Genomic DNA, 17,183 nt, shown 5'->3' with positions numbered 1-17,183 from the left:
TAAACGATATCACGAAGAGGACGGAACCGATGTTGAGGAGAAAATGGATCAAGCGATCGCTGTGCCTGGCGCTGCCGGCCGTAGCGGCGGGCATGCTGTTGTCGGGCGTGTTCTTCCCGGTGAAGGCCGAGGACGGCGTGCCGGAAGATTACCCGAAGACGCCGGCGGAGGTGCGGGCTTACATTAATAACGACATGAAGGAACTGTACGGACTCGCGAATTATTACCCCCAGGAGACTGGCAAGGGCAGGCTTCGCGAGGATCTGCTGAAGAAGCGGATTCAGTCCGGCGACGTCACCTTTGAAATGATCTACGGATCGAGCCACGGTGAACCGCTGGTTCACAAGAACAATATGTATCCGTATGCCGGATACAACCTCTACGGAGAGTCCGTATCGGCGGAAGGCGTTCCTTGGTACGCCGGCTGGAGCGGCGTGAAGATCCAGAACTTCGATCTGATCAAGACGCCGTGGAACGACGAGCGGTTGGGCGACCGGGCGAAGCGGAACAAATTCAACCAGTATAAGGACCGGTCGAACAAGTACCTCGCCGATTCGGACGGCAGCTTTGAACAGTCGATCCTCTACGGACTGAACGAAGCTTACGCCGGAAGGAAATACAGTGAATTCATCTATAACGGCATGAACCGCGAATATGCGGACCGTGTCGTCTATGACGCCAATTCGGCGCCTTCCAAGGGCGGGCAGTGGATCGATTATGTCCAGATTATTCAGCCGCCGACGTACCTGTCCTGGGGGACGGGCCGGATCTTTATCGATCATTCCAGCGGCAGCATCACCTATCTGGACATTCCGATCGCTCCGTTCATTCTTCAGGCGGATGATCTGGCGCCGCACTTCGAGAACCTTCCGTCCGGCGCGCTTGCCGGAGATTCGGTAACGGTCGGCGTCCGTGTCCGTTCCACCTTTGACGGCGAGCGGTCCACCGATTACGCCTGGCAGATTACCGACTCGTCCGGCCGGGCGGTTCAGGCCAACTACCGGGGACATGCTTCCTCGGCATCCGGCGACCTGACGATTCCGGGCAACCATGAGCGGATGCTCTACGCGTCCTTTGTCATGCCGGAGGACAGCGTCCGGATCAAGTTCACGGTCAATGCGGACAAGAATCCGAAGGAAGCCCTTTATGCCAACAACACCGTCCAGTCCACGTTGAAGGAGGTCCGGCCTATGGCCGGCGCCAAGCAGAAAGTTGATCTGGACTACAATGTGCTGTCAAAGGAAATCCGGTTCCCGCTGGCTGACGGCGCCGCCATTCAGGCGGTTCTCATGCTGCCGGGAAGTTCCCGCTGGTCGGGCAACGCCACCGGCGCGCTGAAAGTCGGCAACGGAGCGCCCGGCCTGCTGCGGAGCTTCACGGTGCTGAACAATCAGCCGGTGAACGACGCGGCTTCAACAATTACGCGTAGGCCGGTGGTTGAAGCGAAGCTGCTGCGGACGGACTTCGGAGACAATCCGCTCGGAAGAGCCTGGCTGAACCCGGGCAATGCCTTTACTCCCCGGACCAAGAGCGGGACCGTGAATTTCTCGGGAGCCGTCTCCAGAGGCTACATCCGTACCTATGAGACCTGCCGAACCGCGACGAATACCCAGGGCAAGTCCGAGCGGGTCTGCACGACCCGCGAAGAGAACGGGACCACGGGCGCTCCGTTCACTCCGGGGCAGGATACCGTATCGGTCCATGCATTTGTCTACAATGGGCGGACGGAGGTTCCGGCCAAAGAGTACGAGGACAAGATTGAGGACAATGACAAGGATGCTCTGCTCAAAAAGCTGCTGTGGACCAGCGAGGCCTATCCGGTCCGCACCGTCCGCTGGATGGCGCATGAAGACCAGAACGGCCGGCTGTTCGACTGGACCGGCGTGCCGGGACAGTATGAGCGCAGCTTCACGCAGCAGGCCTCCGGCAAGCTGGTCTGGAAGAAGGAGCAGACGATGGAGGCGGCCTACAGCCAGGGACGGGAAGCCGCCCGGCGGATGACCAACAACAAATCGGACTATGACAAGGCCGTGTTCGCCACGGACCGGCAGCTCCAGGGCTACGATTATCCGATCAAATCGGGCTACTATTTTAACCCGGCCGGCGTTTACAGCTTCACGCTGGAGACCGTTACCTACAAGCCGACCGACGCCGATACGAAGGACCACCGCGATCTGGTGAACGCCGTCATCGACTCGTTCCGCTACGAGAGCAATCTGGTCTACATCAACAACAACAAGGAAGCGGTCAATCTGCTGAATGAGCCGCTTGCACGGACCGGCAATACGATTGTGCCGAAGCCGGCTGCCTTAAGCGTGAAGAAGGCCAAAGGCGTCAATGCGCTGCCGCTGATTGTCGTCGAAGACCGTTCGACCGACGATTCCCGCTACACGAAGAAGGTGGAGGAAATCTATCATTCGCAGAACCGGGAGAACCTGGAAGAGACCCACGCCTTCTGGCGGAACATCATGGAGGGGTATGCGGAATCGAGCACCAAGGGCAGCTTCGATGCGTTCAAGTATCGGGAGTTCGTCAAGGACGGCCAGCATATGTATCGAATCACGGAGAAGACGACGGTCAGCATCCGCGTCAATCCGAACAACATGCCGGTCTATACGGACGCCCGCATGGCGGACGGCAGCTACTATGTCAGAGCCTGGATTGCCGACACCGAGCTGTCGGACAGCTCCAATGCCTACAAGAAGCTCGGCAAGCTGGTCGGCGTGAAGCCGCTGGACGAGATCCGGATCAGCGTCAAGGGTTCCATGTATGATGATTTGAACAACTGAGATCTTACGGCAGGGCAGGCGTCCATACTAGCGGGACGCCTGTTCCTGTACGAACCGGCGGATTCGGGATAGAACTCTCGCGATCAGAAAGGAGACAGCGGAGGATGAAGCGAATCGGGACAAGGACGGTGACGATTATAGTGGCGCTGTGGACGGTATTCAGCCTTTTCGGCTGCGGGCTCTCAAGAGAGGAACGCGCGGCCGAGCGCATTCTGAAAGGACTGGAGGCGAAGTACGGAGAACCGTTCACCCTGGACGGCATCGGCGGAAGCTGGGGGACAATGAACAACCATACTCTGAAAGCGATTGTACGGCCCAAGAGCGATCCGAATCTCAAGGTAGCGGTGGAAATGACGAAGGACGGGAAGCAGCTCTTCGACAAGTATTTGAACCAGCGCGTGGCGAAGAACGAGGAGCCGAGAATCCGGGAGCTCGCGCAGCGACTCTGGCCGGCGGCGAGTCTGAGCGTCGCCAACGACACCCGGCTGACGTATCCGAAAGAGCGGGACATCTCGATGTCATTTGCCGAGTTCATGGAGCGGTATCCCACCAACATCCAATTGGTGTCCATTTATCTTGACGCCAGCGGGCACTTGAACGGCGAAGGACGCATCGACTCCGGACAAGAGCTGCCGAAATACCGGGAGTTCGCCGGGCTGCTCAAGGATCAGGGCTATTACCGCACCTCGGTCAACTGGGTGTACCTGACTCCTGAGGCGTATTTGCGTCTGGGCGAAGCCAGAGCCTCAAGCGATACCATCGATCAATACCTGATGAAGCTGGAGGAAGACACCGGCAAGCCCCAGATTCTGGCGGTATCCGGCCTTACGCTGGATGCAGGAGGAACGATAGAGGAGACGGAGCAGGAGATTCTCTCATATTTTGATGCCTGGGAAGAGCAGTCCCCCGGCCGGACGGAATAGGCCGGTTGAACCCTTCGGTCATTTCGGCGAAGTGAGCGAAGGGAGCAGAAGCGTAAGAAGAGCCTGCCGGGAGCAACTCCCGGCAGGGCTTGGGGAAGACTAGACTGTACGCCGGATCGGGCGAGGGAGGCGGACTGCGGGAGCGAATTCATGCTCCAGTACGGTGACCTCATACCGCTCTTCCGGCGTGCGGATCTTCACTTTGTCGCCGGGCCGGCTGAGCAGCAGCGCGCGGCCGACCGGGGACAGGCAGGAGATGCTGCCGCTCTCCAGCGAGCCCCCATCGGGCAGCGCGATGACAAAGCGCTCCTGATCCAGCGTATCCTCGAACCGGATCATCACCCGGGAACCGACCAGAACGACAGGGGGCGGGGTCTCTTCGGCAGCGGCTACAAGCTCTTCCAGGGTCTGTTCGTAGCGGATCAGAAGCTGTTCCATCTCCAGCCTTTCGGGCAGGGCGTATGCTTGCAGCTTCTCCATAAGGGTATAGCGGTTCTCGTCGAAATAGAGAAGCTGGCGAATCCACTCTTCCCGGACAGCAGCGGTGTGAAGGCTATGGCTCATAGTAGGTTACCCCCGCTTTCTCGGTAAGTCTGTTCAGAAGCGCAACGTCTTGTAACTTCTTCATGGATCATTCCTCCTGATATAGATAAATAGGCCCCTGACGGGGCCTTGCCTGTATCATAGCACAGAAGGCTGTTTACCGCATTCCGATAGAGGGTTATAAATACAAAGTTTGGTCATCCTGAATGAAGTGAAAGGTGGGGGAAGTATGTGGAGCGCGGCGATGTGGGGCGGTATCTCCGGCTCGGCCGTCCTGCTCGGGGCCTTGCTGGCCCTGTTTCTGGAGATTCCGAAGACAATCATCGGGTTCATTATGGCCTTCGGGACCGGGGTGCTGATCGGCGCCGCGACCTATGAACTGGTGGGCGAATCGGTTCAGTCCGGCGGTCTGGAGCCGACGCTGATCGGGTTCCTGGCGGGCGCGCTGGTGTTCACGGTCCTCGACTGGCTGGTATCGGCCAGAGGGGGAGCGGGGCGCAAGCGCTCCGGGGGAGGCAAGGCGGCAAAAGGCGGAGCCGCCGGAGGCCTGGGCATTTTTATCGGCACGGTGATGGACGCCATTCCGGAGTCAATTATGATCGGCGCCAGCCTGATGTCGGGGGAAGGTGTCAGTCTTCTGCTGGTGATCGCGATCTTCATCAGCAATATTCCCGAAGGGCTGTCCAGCACGTTCGGTCTAAAGAAAGGCGGCTATGCCAAAGGCGTTATTATGCTGCTGTGGGTTTCTGTTCTGATCATCTCCGCGCTGTCTTCCCTGGGCGGATATGTCTTCATGGAGCATGCGGGAGAATACACGACAGCGCTGATCGCCAGCTTTGCGGGAGGCGGGATCATCGCCATGGTCGCTTCGACGATGATGCCCGAGGCGTATGAGGAAGGCGGACCGTTTATCGGCCTCATGGCCGCTCTCGGTCTGCTGGCGTCTGTAGTATTGGACCGGCTTTAAACGGCGGAATTTAGGAGGAACAACATGACGATGACAGGCTGGCTCGGCAACCGGGTGATTACGCAGATTGGCATCCTGGTGCATGACATTGAACAGGTAAGCGGCGCCTACGCCGAATTCTTCGGAGTAGACAAGCCGCCGATTGCAGAGACAGATTCCCCCGACATAGCGCAGACCCGTTACCGGGGCCAAGACACGGCGGCCAGAGCGAAGCTGGCTTTCTTCGATATGGGTCCGCTGCAGCTGGAGCTGATTCAGCCGGACAACGAGCCCAGCACATGGAGGGAATACCTCGACCGGCACGGAGAGGGGCCTCATCATATCGCCTTCGTAATCGAAGGGATGGAGGAGAAGGTGATGCTTCTGGAAGGCCGCGGATTTCCGCTGCAGCAGCGGGGCGAGTACGAGGGCGGCCGGTATGCGTATATGGATACGCTCAAGGATTTGAAGGTCATCATCGAGCTGCTGGAGAACGACAAGCGTTAGACAACATCAGGACCTGCCGTTGCCGGCAGGTCCTGATTCGTCTTGCAGACGCGCTGGCCCGACAAGATCCCTGTGGAGTGGATGGCACGGAAGCGGATTGCCGAAGGACTGCCATCCGGGCCAGGGCGGTCAGTCTCCACCGCCGCCGGAATCGCCGCCGCCGAAATCTCCGCCCCCGCCGCTGTCATGGCCTCCGTGGCTTGATCCGCCGTGCCCGCTGTCCCAGCTTGAACTGCCGTGACTGTGTCCGCCGTTGCTGTGCCCGCCGGAATGGCTGTGCGAGCTTCGGCCGTCGTCATGGTTATTGTCGGAACCGGGGTCCTGCGAATACAGCATCGTGGAGGCCAGGAAGCCGGAGCTGGCGTCGTCCCTGCCGCTGTTGCGGGAGGAGGGACCCCGTGGCTTTCGCCCGTTGTCGGCCACAAAAACAACGATTACCAGGACAAGAACTACAATCGCAACTAATCCGACCATCATGTGATTGCTCCTTTGCTTGGGTAGGGGATGGATGAAGCCGTTCAAACAAATTATACCAGATTCGCCGGGGCCTCCGCGAGGAAGATTCGTTGTTTAGGTATTCAAAATCATTGACAACCTCTCTGCCGCTCTACAATTAAAGCGTTTACATTATAGGGGCAGCACCTCAAACCAAATTCAGACAAGGGAGGAAATCGAATGAGCTTGGCGGTTAAGAAGAAAGGAGCGGCGCTGATTGCGCTGCTGGCCATCGCGCTGGTTCTGGCTTCGCTGTCAGGAGCGGGAATGAAGCGGGCGGACGCGGCGCCTGCATTTGCCAAGGGGGCGGACATCAGCTGGGTGGCGGGGCTGGAAGCGCAGGGGTACACCTGGAAGGACAAGAACGGCAAGGTAAGGGACATCTTCGATATTCTCAAGAATGATTATCAGATTAACTCGGCCCGTATCCGGGTATGGGTGAATCCCAATATGAGCGATTACGCCAATGGTTATATGAATGCCGAGAAAGCCGCTGCTCTCGCCAAACGGGCCAAGGCGGCAGGCATGAGCGTCATGCTGACGCTGCATTACAGCGACTCCTGGGCGGACCCCGGGCAGCAGACCAAGCCGTACGCCTGGCAGAGCTTCAATTTTACCCAGCTGATGGATGCGGTCTACAGCCATACGGTCTATGTGATGAACACGATGAAGAACGCGGGCGTCACGCCGGACTGGGTGCAGATCGGCAATGAAACCAACAACGGCATGCTCTGGGAAGACGGCAAAGCGACGGTCAGCATGAAGAATTACGCCTGGCTGGTCAATACCGGCAACAATGCGGTTAAGAGCGTATTCTCCTCGACGAAGACCATTGTTCATATTGCAGGGGGGAATGACAATGCGCTCTTCGTCTGGAATATCGGCGGATTGCTTGCGAACGGCGCCACTTTCGACTATATCGGCATGTCGCTCTATCCTTCGACCTCCGACTGGTCCGCCAAAGTCGATCAGACGATCAGCAACGCGAACGACCTGATCAACCGCTACGGCAAGAGCGTCATGATCTGCGAGATCGGGCTCGATTACAGCCAGCCTGCAATTGCGAAGAATTTCGTCAGCACGATCAAGACCAAGGTGCGCAACATTTCCGGGGGCAAAGGCCTCGGTGTCTTCTATTGGGAACCGGAATCTCCGCCCAATTATAACGGCGGCTACAAGCTCGGCGCCTGGGGAGCGGACGGCAAGCCGACTGCGGCGCTCGAAGGCTTCCTGAACTAAAAAGACGGTTAAACAGGCTTCATCCGGACGGGTCCGGAAGACTGACGCTGCTTCAGGCGAAGAGTCTTCCGGGCCTTTTTTTTGCATGGGCATTTATTTTGATTTGATCTGAAATAAAAAGATTTAGATTTATCCGAAATTTAAATTGACAAAGAAGGAAAGTTCTCTTTAAAATAAGAGCGAAAAGTATAGTCTACCTAAATCTTTTTAGTTTTATTTAAAATAAATCAAAAGGATGAAGAGGACTATTTTTTCAAAGCAGAAATGTAAGCGTTTTATAATTACTGGGGTTCATTTATGGATGGGGGGTATTCAATTGAACACGTTCAAACGCAAGCTTCTCTCGCCGGCGCTCGCTCTGACCTTGCTGGTTCCCGCACCGCTGTCAGCGGCAGCGGCGCCTTCAGCGTCGGAGCCGAGCACTGCCGCTTCGGCGGCGGCCGTGAAGGCGGACTACGAGGGACACTGGGCCAAGCAGGACTTCCAGAGCTGGGTGGATAAAGGGCTGCTCACCGGTTACGGCGGCGGCGTCTATCTGCCGGACCGTCCGATTACCCGGGGAGAGTGGATGGCGCTCGTCAACCGGGCTTTTGGCCTTAAGACGGAGGCTCCGGTTGCCTTTCGCGATGTAAGTGCGGGCGACCCCGTCTACCGCGATGTGGCGAAAGCGGTTGCAGCCGGATATGTCAACGGATTCGCCGACGGGCGGATCGGCGCAGCGGAACCGGTCAGCCGCCAGGAGGCTGCGGTGATGCTGTTCCGGCTGTTCCGTCTGGATGCCGCTCCGGCCGGTCAGGAGCCGACCGATGCGGGAAGTCTGCCGGAATGGAGCCGGGCCGCGGTACGGACGCTGCTTGCGGACGGCAGTCTGAACGGTTACCCCGACGGCAGCTTCCGGGGGGCCGCCTTCGTTACGCGGGCGGAAGCGCTGCGCATGATGAACGGCTTGTCCGGCAGCCTGATTACGGCCTCCGGAACCTATGCCACCGGTCATTCCCGCAACGCGGTGGTCAGCTCATCGGGAGCGGTACTCCAGGACGCCGTGATCGACGGCAATCTGTACTTGACCGAGGGCATCGGCGAAGGGAACGTGACGCTCCGGAATGTCAAAGTCGGAGGGACGATTTACCTGAGCGGCGGCGGTGAACACAGCATCATGCTGAACGATTCCTCCGCGGCGGCAGTCGTCCTGAACAAGAGAGACGGGCGGGTCCGTCTTGCCCTGGACGGCAGCAGTGCGCTGGGTCTGGTCCGGGTCCAGTCGGGAGCGAAGCTGGAGGAACTGCCCGGTCTGTCCGGCGCAGGATTCAAGAAGGTGACGCTTGAAGGCAGTCTGCCGGCAGGCGCGGCGCTGGAGCTTGGCGGACGCTTCGATTCAGTGAACGTCACCGCTTCCGGCGAGCCGCTGGTCCGCCTGTCGTCCGGCGACATCGTGGAGCTGACGCTGGGTTCCAAGGCTGCGCTGCGGGCCGAAGCCGGGACGCGGATTGCCTCTTTGGCAATTGCCTACGCCGGAACGATTACAATTGAAGGCGGCGGCCAAGTCAAGGCGGACGACAAGTACAAGGCGCAGATTCAATATGCCTCGCCAGCGCCGGCGGCTTCCGCAGGAACGGCTGCGCCGGCGGCCCCGGGGGCTACTGCGGAGCCGGATCAATCGCCGTCCCCTTCGCCAAGCGCTGCGGCGACCGCCACACCGGCGGCCACAGCAACGGCCACAGCCACAGCAACGGCCACAGCCACAGCATCGGCCACAGCCACAGCCACAGCCATAGCCACAGCAACAGCAACGGCTACGCCGACCGCGACGCCTGACGCCGTCCCGGCCTTCGCCGACGTCTCCGTCCATGATCCGTCCATCGTTCAGGCGGACGATGGCATGTACTATGTCTTCGGTTCGCATATCGCGGCGGCCAAGTCGGCCGATCTGATGAAATGGACTTCGTTCACGAACGGGTATACCACGCCGGGCAACACGTTGTTCGGCAATCTGCCGGAGAATCTGGCGGAATCGTTCGCCTGGGCCGGAGAGAATGACAGCGACAGCAAGGGCGGTTTCTCTGTCTGGGCGCCTTACGTCTTCTGGAACAAGGATTATGTGAACGAAGACGGAAGCCAAGGCGCGTATCTGATGTATTACTGCACCTCCTCCACGTACATCCGGTCGGCAATCGGCTTCGCTGTATCGAAGACGGTCGAGGGCCCGTACAAGCATGTCGATACTTTGATCTATTCCGGGTTCACCGAAGAGAGCGGGACGGACAGCAACAGCTCTGTCGATAAGAAGTGGACGAACACGAATCTGCCGGAGCTGATTCAGGCGGGACGGGTAGGGGGTATGGACAGCGACTGGTTCGCAAGCGGCGCATACAACAACAAGACGTACCCGAACGCCATTGATCCGGATCTCTTCTATGACAAAGACGGCAAGCTGTGGATGACTTACGGCTCCTGGTCCGGCGGGATCTTCGCGCTAGAGATGGACCCCGCCACCGGCCAGCCCCGCTACCCGGGCCAGGATGGCCTGACCTCCGACGGAAGACTGATCGACCGGTATTTCGGGACGAAGATCTCCGGGGGCTTCGGCCTGTCGGGAGAAGGTCCCTACGTTGTCTATGACGCGCAGACCGACTACTACTATCTGATCGTATCCTATGGCGGCCTCTCCGCAGGCGGAGGGTACGACATGCGGCTGTTCCGTTCGCAGCACCCGGACGGACCATATACGGACGCTGCCGGACATCCGGCTGTTCTGGCAAATGCAGACGCTTCCGTCCACAAGGCCACCGGGGTCAAAATGATCGGCGACTTTCAGTTCACGAATCTGAACGCCGAAGCGGACTTCCCTTCCTATGGCTACGTATCGCCGGGCCATAACTCCGTCCTGCTGGACAGCAAGACGGGACAAATGTTCAACATCTTCCACAGTCGCTTCCCCGGCCGGGGCGAGACCCATGAGGTGCGGGTACACCAAATGTTCATGAATGAGGAGGGCTGGCCGGTCGTTGCGCCGCACCGTTATGCCGGAGAGACGCTCTCCCATACTTCGGCCCGGGAGATTCCGGGAACGTACCAGTTCGTCAATCACGATCTTGATATTACCGGAGCCGGAACCAAGGCTACGACAGCGGTCCGGCTGAATGCCGACGGTACGGTCTCGGGTTCCGTTGAAGGGACCTGGGAACTGGCGGGGGATTATTACGCTCACCTGAACTTGAAGGAGAACGGCGCAGACCATCTGTACCAAGGGGTATTCGTCAGGCAGTGGGACGCGACCCGCAGCGCCTACGTTATGGCGTTCAGCGCGATGTCGGACGAAGGCAAGGTCATCTGGGGAAGCAGGCTGGCCGACCTGACCGATCAGCAGCTGGCAGACAACGTCGCGAATCTGTTGAGTCTGGGAGATACCTCCCGGGTCATCCGCGACCTCGCGCTTCCGGCTGCCGGTGCGCAGGGCGCGGCCATTGTCTGGAACTCGTCGGATGAATCGGTTGTAACCTCCGGCGGAGCGGTTACGCGCCCGGCGGCGGGCGCAGGAGACGCCTCCGTCCGGCTGACGGCGACCGTGACGGTCGGCTCGGCGGCGGCGGTCAAAAGTTTTGAACTCACAGTGCCGGCGAAGCCCGCCAATCCGTTGGAGGACGGTCTGGTTGCCTACTACAGCTTTGACGGAACCTTGAGCGAAGAGAACGGCCGGACTTTGGAAGGCAAGCCTACCGGGGTGAAGATCGATTCGCCGACGGTCGGAACGGTCACCTACGGGGAAGGCGTTGACGGGCAGTCCGCCGTATTCGGCGGCAGCGCGGGAGTCCGCCTGCCGGACGGCTTGATCCAGGGGAGCACGTATACCGTTAGCCTGTGGCTGAATCCCGATCAGCTGACCCCGTATACGACGGCCTTCTTCGGTGCCAAAGCCGCCGATAACTGGATGAGCCTGCTTCCCGGCGGCAATGCGAATCCGCAGTCGCTGCTGTGGTTCGGCAGCGGCACCTGGCTGGATGCCGTCGCAGGCAGCCGGATTCCGGCCGGACAATGGAGCCATCTGGCTTTTACCTATGACCGGGGAACGCTTAAGCTGTATCTGAACGGGGTGCTGAAGTATACCGGAACCAACTATACGGATCTTTTTGCCGAAGGCGCCGGCGTCTTCAGTCTGGGCGTCAACTACTGGGATGTTCCTTATCAGGGACGCATGGACTCTCTCCGTATCTACAACCGGGCGTTGAGCCAAGACGAAGTCGTCCTGGCCATGACGGGTCTTCCGGACCCGGCGGTCAAGGTGAGCGAGATCCGGCTTCCGGTGACGGAGAAGAAATTGGCGGCCGGCCTTACCTTCAAGCCCGCCGATCCGGCGATCTGGCCGCTCAATGCCGGCAATAAGGCAGTAACCTGGAGCAGCAGCAATCCGGCCGCAGCTTCGGTGGACCCGGTGACCGGAGAGGTGGCGGCGGCAGCGTTCGGGACGGCCGTCATTACGGCCGGAGCGCAGGACGGCAGCGGCGTCACCGCAAGCTATACCGTCACAGTTGACAACGGCGAGCTCGCCTATTATGCCTTCGACGGCGGTCTGAGCGACGAGCTGAAGCTGGCGGCCGCAGGGACCGTAACCGGCAGCCGTCTGGACGGGTCGGGCACCGGCACTATCGCCTTTGCCGAAGGCAGAATGGGGCAGGCAGCCGTCTTTGACGGCAAGTCGGGGATTAAGCTTCCGTCCGGACTGATCGACAGCGACACCTACTCGGTATCGCTCTGGCTGAATCCTTCTGCGCAGACCGCCTATACCGCCGCTTTCTTCGGCGGAAGCAGCAGCAGCTGGCTGAGTCTGGTTCCTTTCAGCGACAAGGAGAAGACCAAAATCTGGGCGAATGCGGCCTATGACGGCGAGACGGGCATGACGATTCCGCTGAACCAGTGGTCCATGGTGACCTTTACCGTCGCCCGGGGATCGCTCCGCGTCTACGTCAACGGGGAGCTGAAATTCAGCGGAACAGGCTTCCCGAGTCTGTTCGAAGGCGGCGGCGCGCCGTTCGGTCTGGGCGTCAACTATTGGGATGCGCCGTTCAAGGGCATGATGGATGAACTCAAGCTCTACCGCAAGGCGCTGACGCAGGAAGAAGTGGCGCAGGAATACGCTTGGGCGGGCACGCAGGCCCCGACAGCGCCATGACCGGTTCCGCTCTGGCAAATCGGCGGCAATGCTGCCGTTTGATGTCAGCTTCTTTTGGTGAAATATAAATATTATGGCTGTTTCTTAGCTGTCAATACCAAACGCCTAAGGGGGAGTTCCGAATGATCAAGCTGCCGCTCGCCGGTGCAAGCCGGGAAGATATACGCCGAATGAATCTGGAGAAACGCGTTGTACTGAGGGACGGCACGCCGGTAGCCGGCATCGGGCAGGGAACCTGGAATATGGGGGAAGACCGCGCCCGCCGGGAAGAGGAGATTGCTGCGCTGCGGCTTGGCGTGGAACTGGGCATGGACCTGATTGACACCGCCGAAATGTACGGGGAGGGCCGTTCGGAAGAGCTGGTCGGCGAGGCGATCCGGGGCATTCGGGACGAGGTGTTCCTGGTATCGAAGGTACATCCGCAGAATGCGGGCGGCGAACGGCTTGCCGCCAGCTGCGAGAACAGTCTGAAGCGGCTGGGCACAGACCGCCTGGACCTGTATCTTCTGCACTGGCGGGGCGACATTCCGCTGGAAGAGACGGTAGAAGGCATGGAACGGCTGGTTCGCGAGGGTAAAATCGCCCGGTGGGGCGTCTCCAACTTCGATATGGCCGATATGTTGGAACTGGAAGGAATTACGGGCACGGCGTGCGCCGTAAACCAGGTGCTCTACCATCTCGGCTCGCGCGGCATCGAGACGGACCTTATGCCTTGGCAGCGTTCGCGCGGCATTCCGGTCATGGCCTATTCGCCGCTGGCCCAGGCGGGAGCGCTCCGCCGCGGAATGACCGGCAGCGAGGCGGTTCGCCAGGTGGCTTCCAATCACGGCGCAGAGCCGCTGCAGGTGCTGCTGGCCTGGAGCGTCTGCGACGACAATGTCTTTGCCATTCCAAAGGCTTCAACGCCGGACCATGTGCTTCAGAACGCGGCGGCCCGCCTGATTGAGCTGACCGAAGAAGAGCGCGTCCTTCTGGACAATGCCTTCCCGAGACCGGCATGGAAGGTGCCGCTTGATATGATTTAAAGACAGCAGAATAGAACCGAAGAAGAAATGGAAAATAAACAAAGAAGCCTCCGTGCGCCCGGCGCACGGAGGCTTCTTCGCAGGTTATGGGTCCCTTCAGACCGCCGGTGTCTGGTCCGATGCTTCAGCCCTTGACGGGCACAGGGACGCGGCGATCAGCTTCGCTCAATAATGGTAGCCAGCGTCGTCCGATCCAGTCCCTCGACGAGCTTGACCAGCAGTTCCTTCGCCGCCTCGTAATCATCCGTATGAATGATCGACGAAGAGGTATGGATATAACGGGAACAGATGCCGATGACTGCGGAAGGGACGCCGATGCCGCTCAGATGAACCTGTCCGGCGTCGGTTCCGCCCTGGGATACGAAATACTGGTATTTGACACGATGCGTGTCGGCGGTATCCTGCACATACTCCAGAAGCCCGCGGTGGGTAATCATGCCGGGGTCGAGAATGCGCAGCAGCGCGCCGCCGCCGAGCTGGCCGAAGGCTCCCTTGTCGCCGTACATATCGGCGGCGGCGCTGGCATCCAGTCCGAAGAAGATGTCGGGCTGCAGAAGGCTGGCCGCCGTCCGGGCGCCGCGCAGACCGACTTCTTCCTGTACCGTCGCTCCCGTAAAGACGATGTTCGGGTGCTTGCGGTCCTTCAGCGCCTGAGCCAGCTCCAGTGCAAGGCCTACGCCGTAGCGGTTGTCCCAGGCCTTGGCCATGATCTTCTTCGGATTCACGAGCGGAGTGAAGGGACATACCGGCACAATCTGCTGGCCGGGCGCAACGCCCGCTTCCTCGGCTTCGCGGCGGCTGTCCGCGCCGATGTCCAGCAGCATTTTGCCGAGATCGCCGGCCTTGTTCCGCTCCTCTGCGCTCAGCAGGTGGATCGGAATGCTGGCGACCACGCCCGGAATCCGGCGCCCGTCCTTCGCAATAATCTCCAGCCGCTGGGCCGACACGGCCGAAGCCAGCCAGCCGCCGAGGGGCTGGAAGCGGATCATGCCGTTATCGGTAATGCCGGTAACCATGAAGCCGACTTCATCGAAGTGGCCGGCGATCATGATTCTGGGTCCGGATTCGTCGCCGCGGAAGACGCCGAAGCAGCTTCCCAGCCGGTCATGGACGAATTCCTCTGTATAGGCGGACATCGCATTCTTGAAATAAGCGCGAAGCTCGCGCTCGAAGCCCGGAGCCGAAGGGAATTCGGTTAAGGTTCTGAATAAGTCGAGGGTTTCCTGATTCATGGGGCAATCGCTCCTTTAAGAGAGTTCGGGTCTGCTGACGGGTCTGCTGAATAGTATGAACCGAATGACGGGGATTGTCTATCCGAAGGAACCGGCATGGCAGCACCCGCAGAGGAGCCGCCGAATACAATGGAGAAGCCGGGCGGGAGGCGCCGCGCGGCCGAGGCAGCGGCTGCCCGGGGAAAGGAAGCGACGGTTCATGGGCAAGAGTGTGAGGGTAGCGGAGTGGAAACGGAGAGAACGCCGCTTAGGCGGAGCGGAGCGCGAAACGGTGCTGATTCTGATCCTGTTCCTGCTGCTGGTTGCCGCGCTGTTGTATTTTACCTGAAGGGGAAAAGACATAAGCGGCGGCATGCCTGCCAACAATAAAGAAAACTTCTTATAGCGGAGGTGTCTTTATTGCCGGCAAATACCAAGGAATCGGGTGTCAAGCTCCGCCTTGACACCCTGACGCCGAAAGAATACCAGAAGATGGCGGACAAGCATGTTCCGTCCCGTCCGGTATTCAAGAACTGCATCCGGGCCTTCCTGTCGGGCGGTCTGATCTGCGTCATCGGACAGGGCATTCAGGAGGCGCTCATGGCGGGATTTGATCTGAGCTCCAAAGAGGCGGCCAGTCCGACGGTTGCGCTGCTGATTCTGATCTCGGTCATTCTGACCTGCTTCGGCGTCTACGACAAGCTGGCGCAGTGGTGCGGCGCAGGGACGGCCGTTCCGGTAACCGGCTTCGCCAACAGCATGTGCTCGGCGGCGCTGGAGCACCGCTCGGAAGGCATCGTGCTCGGCATGGCCGCCAATATGTTCAAGCTGGCCGGCTCGGTTATCGTCTTCGGTACGGTTGCCGCGTTTATTGTCGGCATCATTTATATTTTTCTCGGTCACGGGGGTGGGCATTTGTGAAGCAGCTTGGCAAGCAGACCTGGGAATTCACCACCCGTCCCGCCATTGTGGGCGCTGCGGCGGTTACCGGACCGGAAGAGAAGGAAGGCCCGCTTGGTGCCGATATGGACTTCAGCTTCGATTCGCTTGATATGGACGAGAAGAGCTGGGAGAAGGCGGAGCGCAAGCTGTTCGAGAAGGCCTCCCGGCTCGCGCTGGTTCATTCGGGTCTGGAAGAGAAGGAGCTGGAATTCTTCGTCGGCGGAGATCTTATGAACCAGATCATCAGCACGACCTTTGCGGCCAGAAGGCTCGGCGTTCCGTATCTCGGAACATTCGGGGCCTGCTCTACTTCAATGGAGAGTCTGGCGGTCGCCTCGATGATTGTAGATTCCGGCGGCGGCAAATATGCGCTGGCGGGAACCTCCAGCCATAACTGTACGGTCGAGAAGCAGTTCCGCTACCCGACCGAGTACGGCTCCCAGAAGCCTCCGACCGCGCAGTATACCGTCACCGGCTCGGGCTGCGCGGTGGTCGGCTTCAACGACGGCAGCAGGCAGGGGCCGTTCGTGGCCAGAGCTACCATCGGACGCGTGATGGATATGGGCCTGAAAGACCCCTTCAATATGGGGGCGGCAATGGCCCCGGCGGCGGCGGATACCTTGACCGCCCACTTCCGGGATACGGGCCTGTCGCCCGATTACTATGATCTGATCGTTACCGGAGACCTTGCTTCCATCGGACTGCCGATTGCCCGGGAGCTGCTGGCCAAGGAGGGCATTCCGATGGAGAAGACCGAGTTCGGCGACTGCGGGCTTATGATCTATGACCGGGAGAAGCAGAAATATGTCATTGCCGGAGGGAGCGGCTGCGGCTGCTCGGCCGTGGTTACATACGGCCACATTCTGAAGCGCATGCGCCGGGGCGAGCTGAACCGGGTGCTGGTTACGGCGACGGGAGCGCTGCTGTCGCCTCTGTCCTATCAGCAGGGCGAGTCCATTCCCTGCATTGCCCATGCCGTGGCGCTGGAGAACGGAGGTGGCAAGGCATGATTTATCTCTGGGCTTTTATCGTCGGCGGACTGATCTGCGTCATCGGCCAGCTGATGTTCGATGTGCTGAAGCTGACGCCTGCGCATACGATGAGTACGCTTGTCGTCATCGGGGCGGCTGCGGACGCGTTCGGCCTGTACGATCCGCTCGTGAAGTTTGCGGGCGCGGGCGCATCGGTTCCGATCACGAGCTTCGGCAATTCGCTTGTGCACGGCGCGCTGACCGAGCTGCAGCGGGACGGCTGGCTCGGCGTCGTCACCGGCATCTTCGACATTACGAGCGCCGGCATTTCGGCGGCGATCGTCTTCTCGTTCCTGGCCGCCCTGATTGTGCGGCCGAAAGGATGAACAGGCAAGCCGGGGCCAGCGCCCCGGCTTTTTTTGGCG

At 59.9% G+C, this 17,183-nt stretch carries 14 protein-coding genes; 11 read left to right on the top strand and 3 right to left on the bottom strand.

Features of this window, described 5'->3' with window-relative positions; translation table 11 throughout:
• The first annotated feature begins 29 nt into the window (after nt 1–29).
• Nucleotides 30–2,789, top strand: a complete 2,760-nt coding sequence (locus tag RBI05_RS13965) for a hypothetical protein (RefSeq protein ID WP_310551558.1) — start codon at nt 30–32, stop codon at nt 2,787–2,789.
• Between the two features lie 104 nt (nt 2,790–2,893).
• Complete coding sequence (locus RBI05_RS13960) at nt 2,894–3,712, top strand: hypothetical protein (RefSeq protein WP_310551557.1); 819 nt, start codon at nt 2,894–2,896, stop codon at nt 3,710–3,712.
• Nucleotides 3,713–3,811: 99 nt separating this feature from the next.
• On the opposite strand, the gene RBI05_RS13955 is transcribed toward RBI05_RS13960, so the two are convergent.
• Nucleotides 3,812–4,276, bottom strand: coding sequence for a GreA/GreB family elongation factor (locus RBI05_RS13955; protein ID WP_310551556.1), 465 nt, complete (start codon nt 4,274–4,276; stop codon nt 3,812–3,814).
• A gap of 208 nt (nt 4,277–4,484) precedes the next feature.
• Here RBI05_RS13955 and RBI05_RS13950 point away from each other — a divergent pair, with 208 nt between their 5' ends.
• Nucleotides 4,485–5,222 (top strand): ZIP family metal transporter, encoded by a 738-nt coding sequence (locus RBI05_RS13950; RefSeq protein WP_310551555.1) that lies wholly within the window; start codon nt 4,485–4,487, stop codon nt 5,220–5,222.
• A 30-nt stretch (nt 5,223–5,252) separates the two neighbouring features.
• Nucleotides 5,253–5,708, top strand: a complete 456-nt coding sequence (locus RBI05_RS13945; protein ID WP_310551593.1) for a VOC family protein — start codon at nt 5,253–5,255, stop codon at nt 5,706–5,708.
• A 129-nt stretch (nt 5,709–5,837) separates the two neighbouring features.
• On the opposite strand, the gene RBI05_RS13940 is transcribed toward RBI05_RS13945, so the two are convergent.
• Nucleotides 5,838–6,185, bottom strand: a complete 348-nt coding sequence (locus RBI05_RS13940; RefSeq protein ID WP_310551554.1) for a hypothetical protein — start codon at nt 6,183–6,185, stop codon at nt 5,838–5,840.
• Between the two features lie 198 nt (nt 6,186–6,383).
• Here RBI05_RS13940 and RBI05_RS13935 point away from each other — a divergent pair, with 198 nt between their 5' ends.
• From RBI05_RS13935 to RBI05_RS13925, 3 genes are all read left to right on the top strand, one after another.
• Nucleotides 6,384–7,442, top strand: coding sequence for a glycoside hydrolase family 53 protein (locus tag RBI05_RS13935; protein WP_150457753.1), 1,059 nt, complete (start codon nt 6,384–6,386; stop codon nt 7,440–7,442).
• A gap of 316 nt (nt 7,443–7,758) precedes the next feature.
• Nucleotides 7,759–12,609, top strand: coding sequence for a LamG-like jellyroll fold domain-containing protein (locus RBI05_RS13930; protein WP_310551553.1), 4,851 nt, complete (start codon nt 7,759–7,761; stop codon nt 12,607–12,609).
• 122 nt (nt 12,610–12,731) lie between these two features.
• Nucleotides 12,732–13,634 carry an aldo/keto reductase gene (locus tag RBI05_RS13925; protein WP_310551552.1) on the top strand — a complete coding sequence of 301 codons (903 nt, stop codon included), beginning with the start codon at nt 12,732–12,734 and terminating at the stop codon, nt 13,632–13,634.
• Between the two features lie 155 nt (nt 13,635–13,789).
• Here the strand turns inward: RBI05_RS13925 and RBI05_RS13920 are convergent, their stop codons facing one another.
• Nucleotides 13,790–14,866 carry a M42 family metallopeptidase gene (locus RBI05_RS13920; RefSeq protein ID WP_310551551.1) on the bottom strand — a complete coding sequence of 359 codons (1,077 nt, stop codon included), beginning with the start codon at nt 14,864–14,866 and terminating at the stop codon, nt 13,790–13,792.
• Nucleotides 14,867–15,065: 199 nt separating this feature from the next.
• Between RBI05_RS13920 and RBI05_RS13915 the strand changes: the two genes are divergently transcribed.
• The 4 genes from RBI05_RS13915 to spoVAE all read left to right on the top strand — a co-directional run bounded on the left by RBI05_RS13915 (nt 15,066) and on the right by spoVAE (nt 17,144).
• Entirely contained in the window at nt 15,066–15,194 is a 129-nt protein-coding gene (locus tag RBI05_RS13915; protein WP_263406097.1) for a hypothetical protein, read from the top strand.
• A 119-nt stretch (nt 15,195–15,313) separates the two neighbouring features.
• A complete protein-coding gene (gene spoVAC, locus RBI05_RS13910; protein ID WP_408638336.1) occupies nt 15,314–15,766 on the top strand; it encodes a stage V sporulation protein AC in 453 nt (150 codons plus the stop codon).
• Nucleotides 15,763–16,797, top strand: a complete 1,035-nt coding sequence (gene spoVAD / locus RBI05_RS13905; RefSeq protein ID WP_310551550.1) for a stage V sporulation protein AD — start codon at nt 15,763–15,765, stop codon at nt 16,795–16,797. The genes spoVAC and spoVAD overlap by 4 nt, the downstream gene beginning before the upstream one ends.
• A complete protein-coding gene (gene spoVAE / locus RBI05_RS13900) occupies nt 16,794–17,144 on the top strand; it encodes a stage V sporulation protein AE (RefSeq protein WP_150457749.1) in 351 nt (116 codons plus the stop codon). Before spoVAD ends, spoVAE begins: the two co-directional genes overlap by 4 nt.
• Nucleotides 17,145–17,183 lie beyond the last annotated feature (39 nt).

It is taken from the genome of Paenibacillus glufosinatiresistens, from assembly GCF_031470375.1.
GTDB classification, from domain to species: Bacteria; Bacillota; Bacilli; order Paenibacillales; family Paenibacillaceae; genus Paenibacillus_AQ; species Paenibacillus_AQ glufosinatiresistens.
The sequence above is the reverse complement of the archived record's forward strand: the minus strand, read 5'-3'. Positions and strand labels throughout refer to the sequence as shown.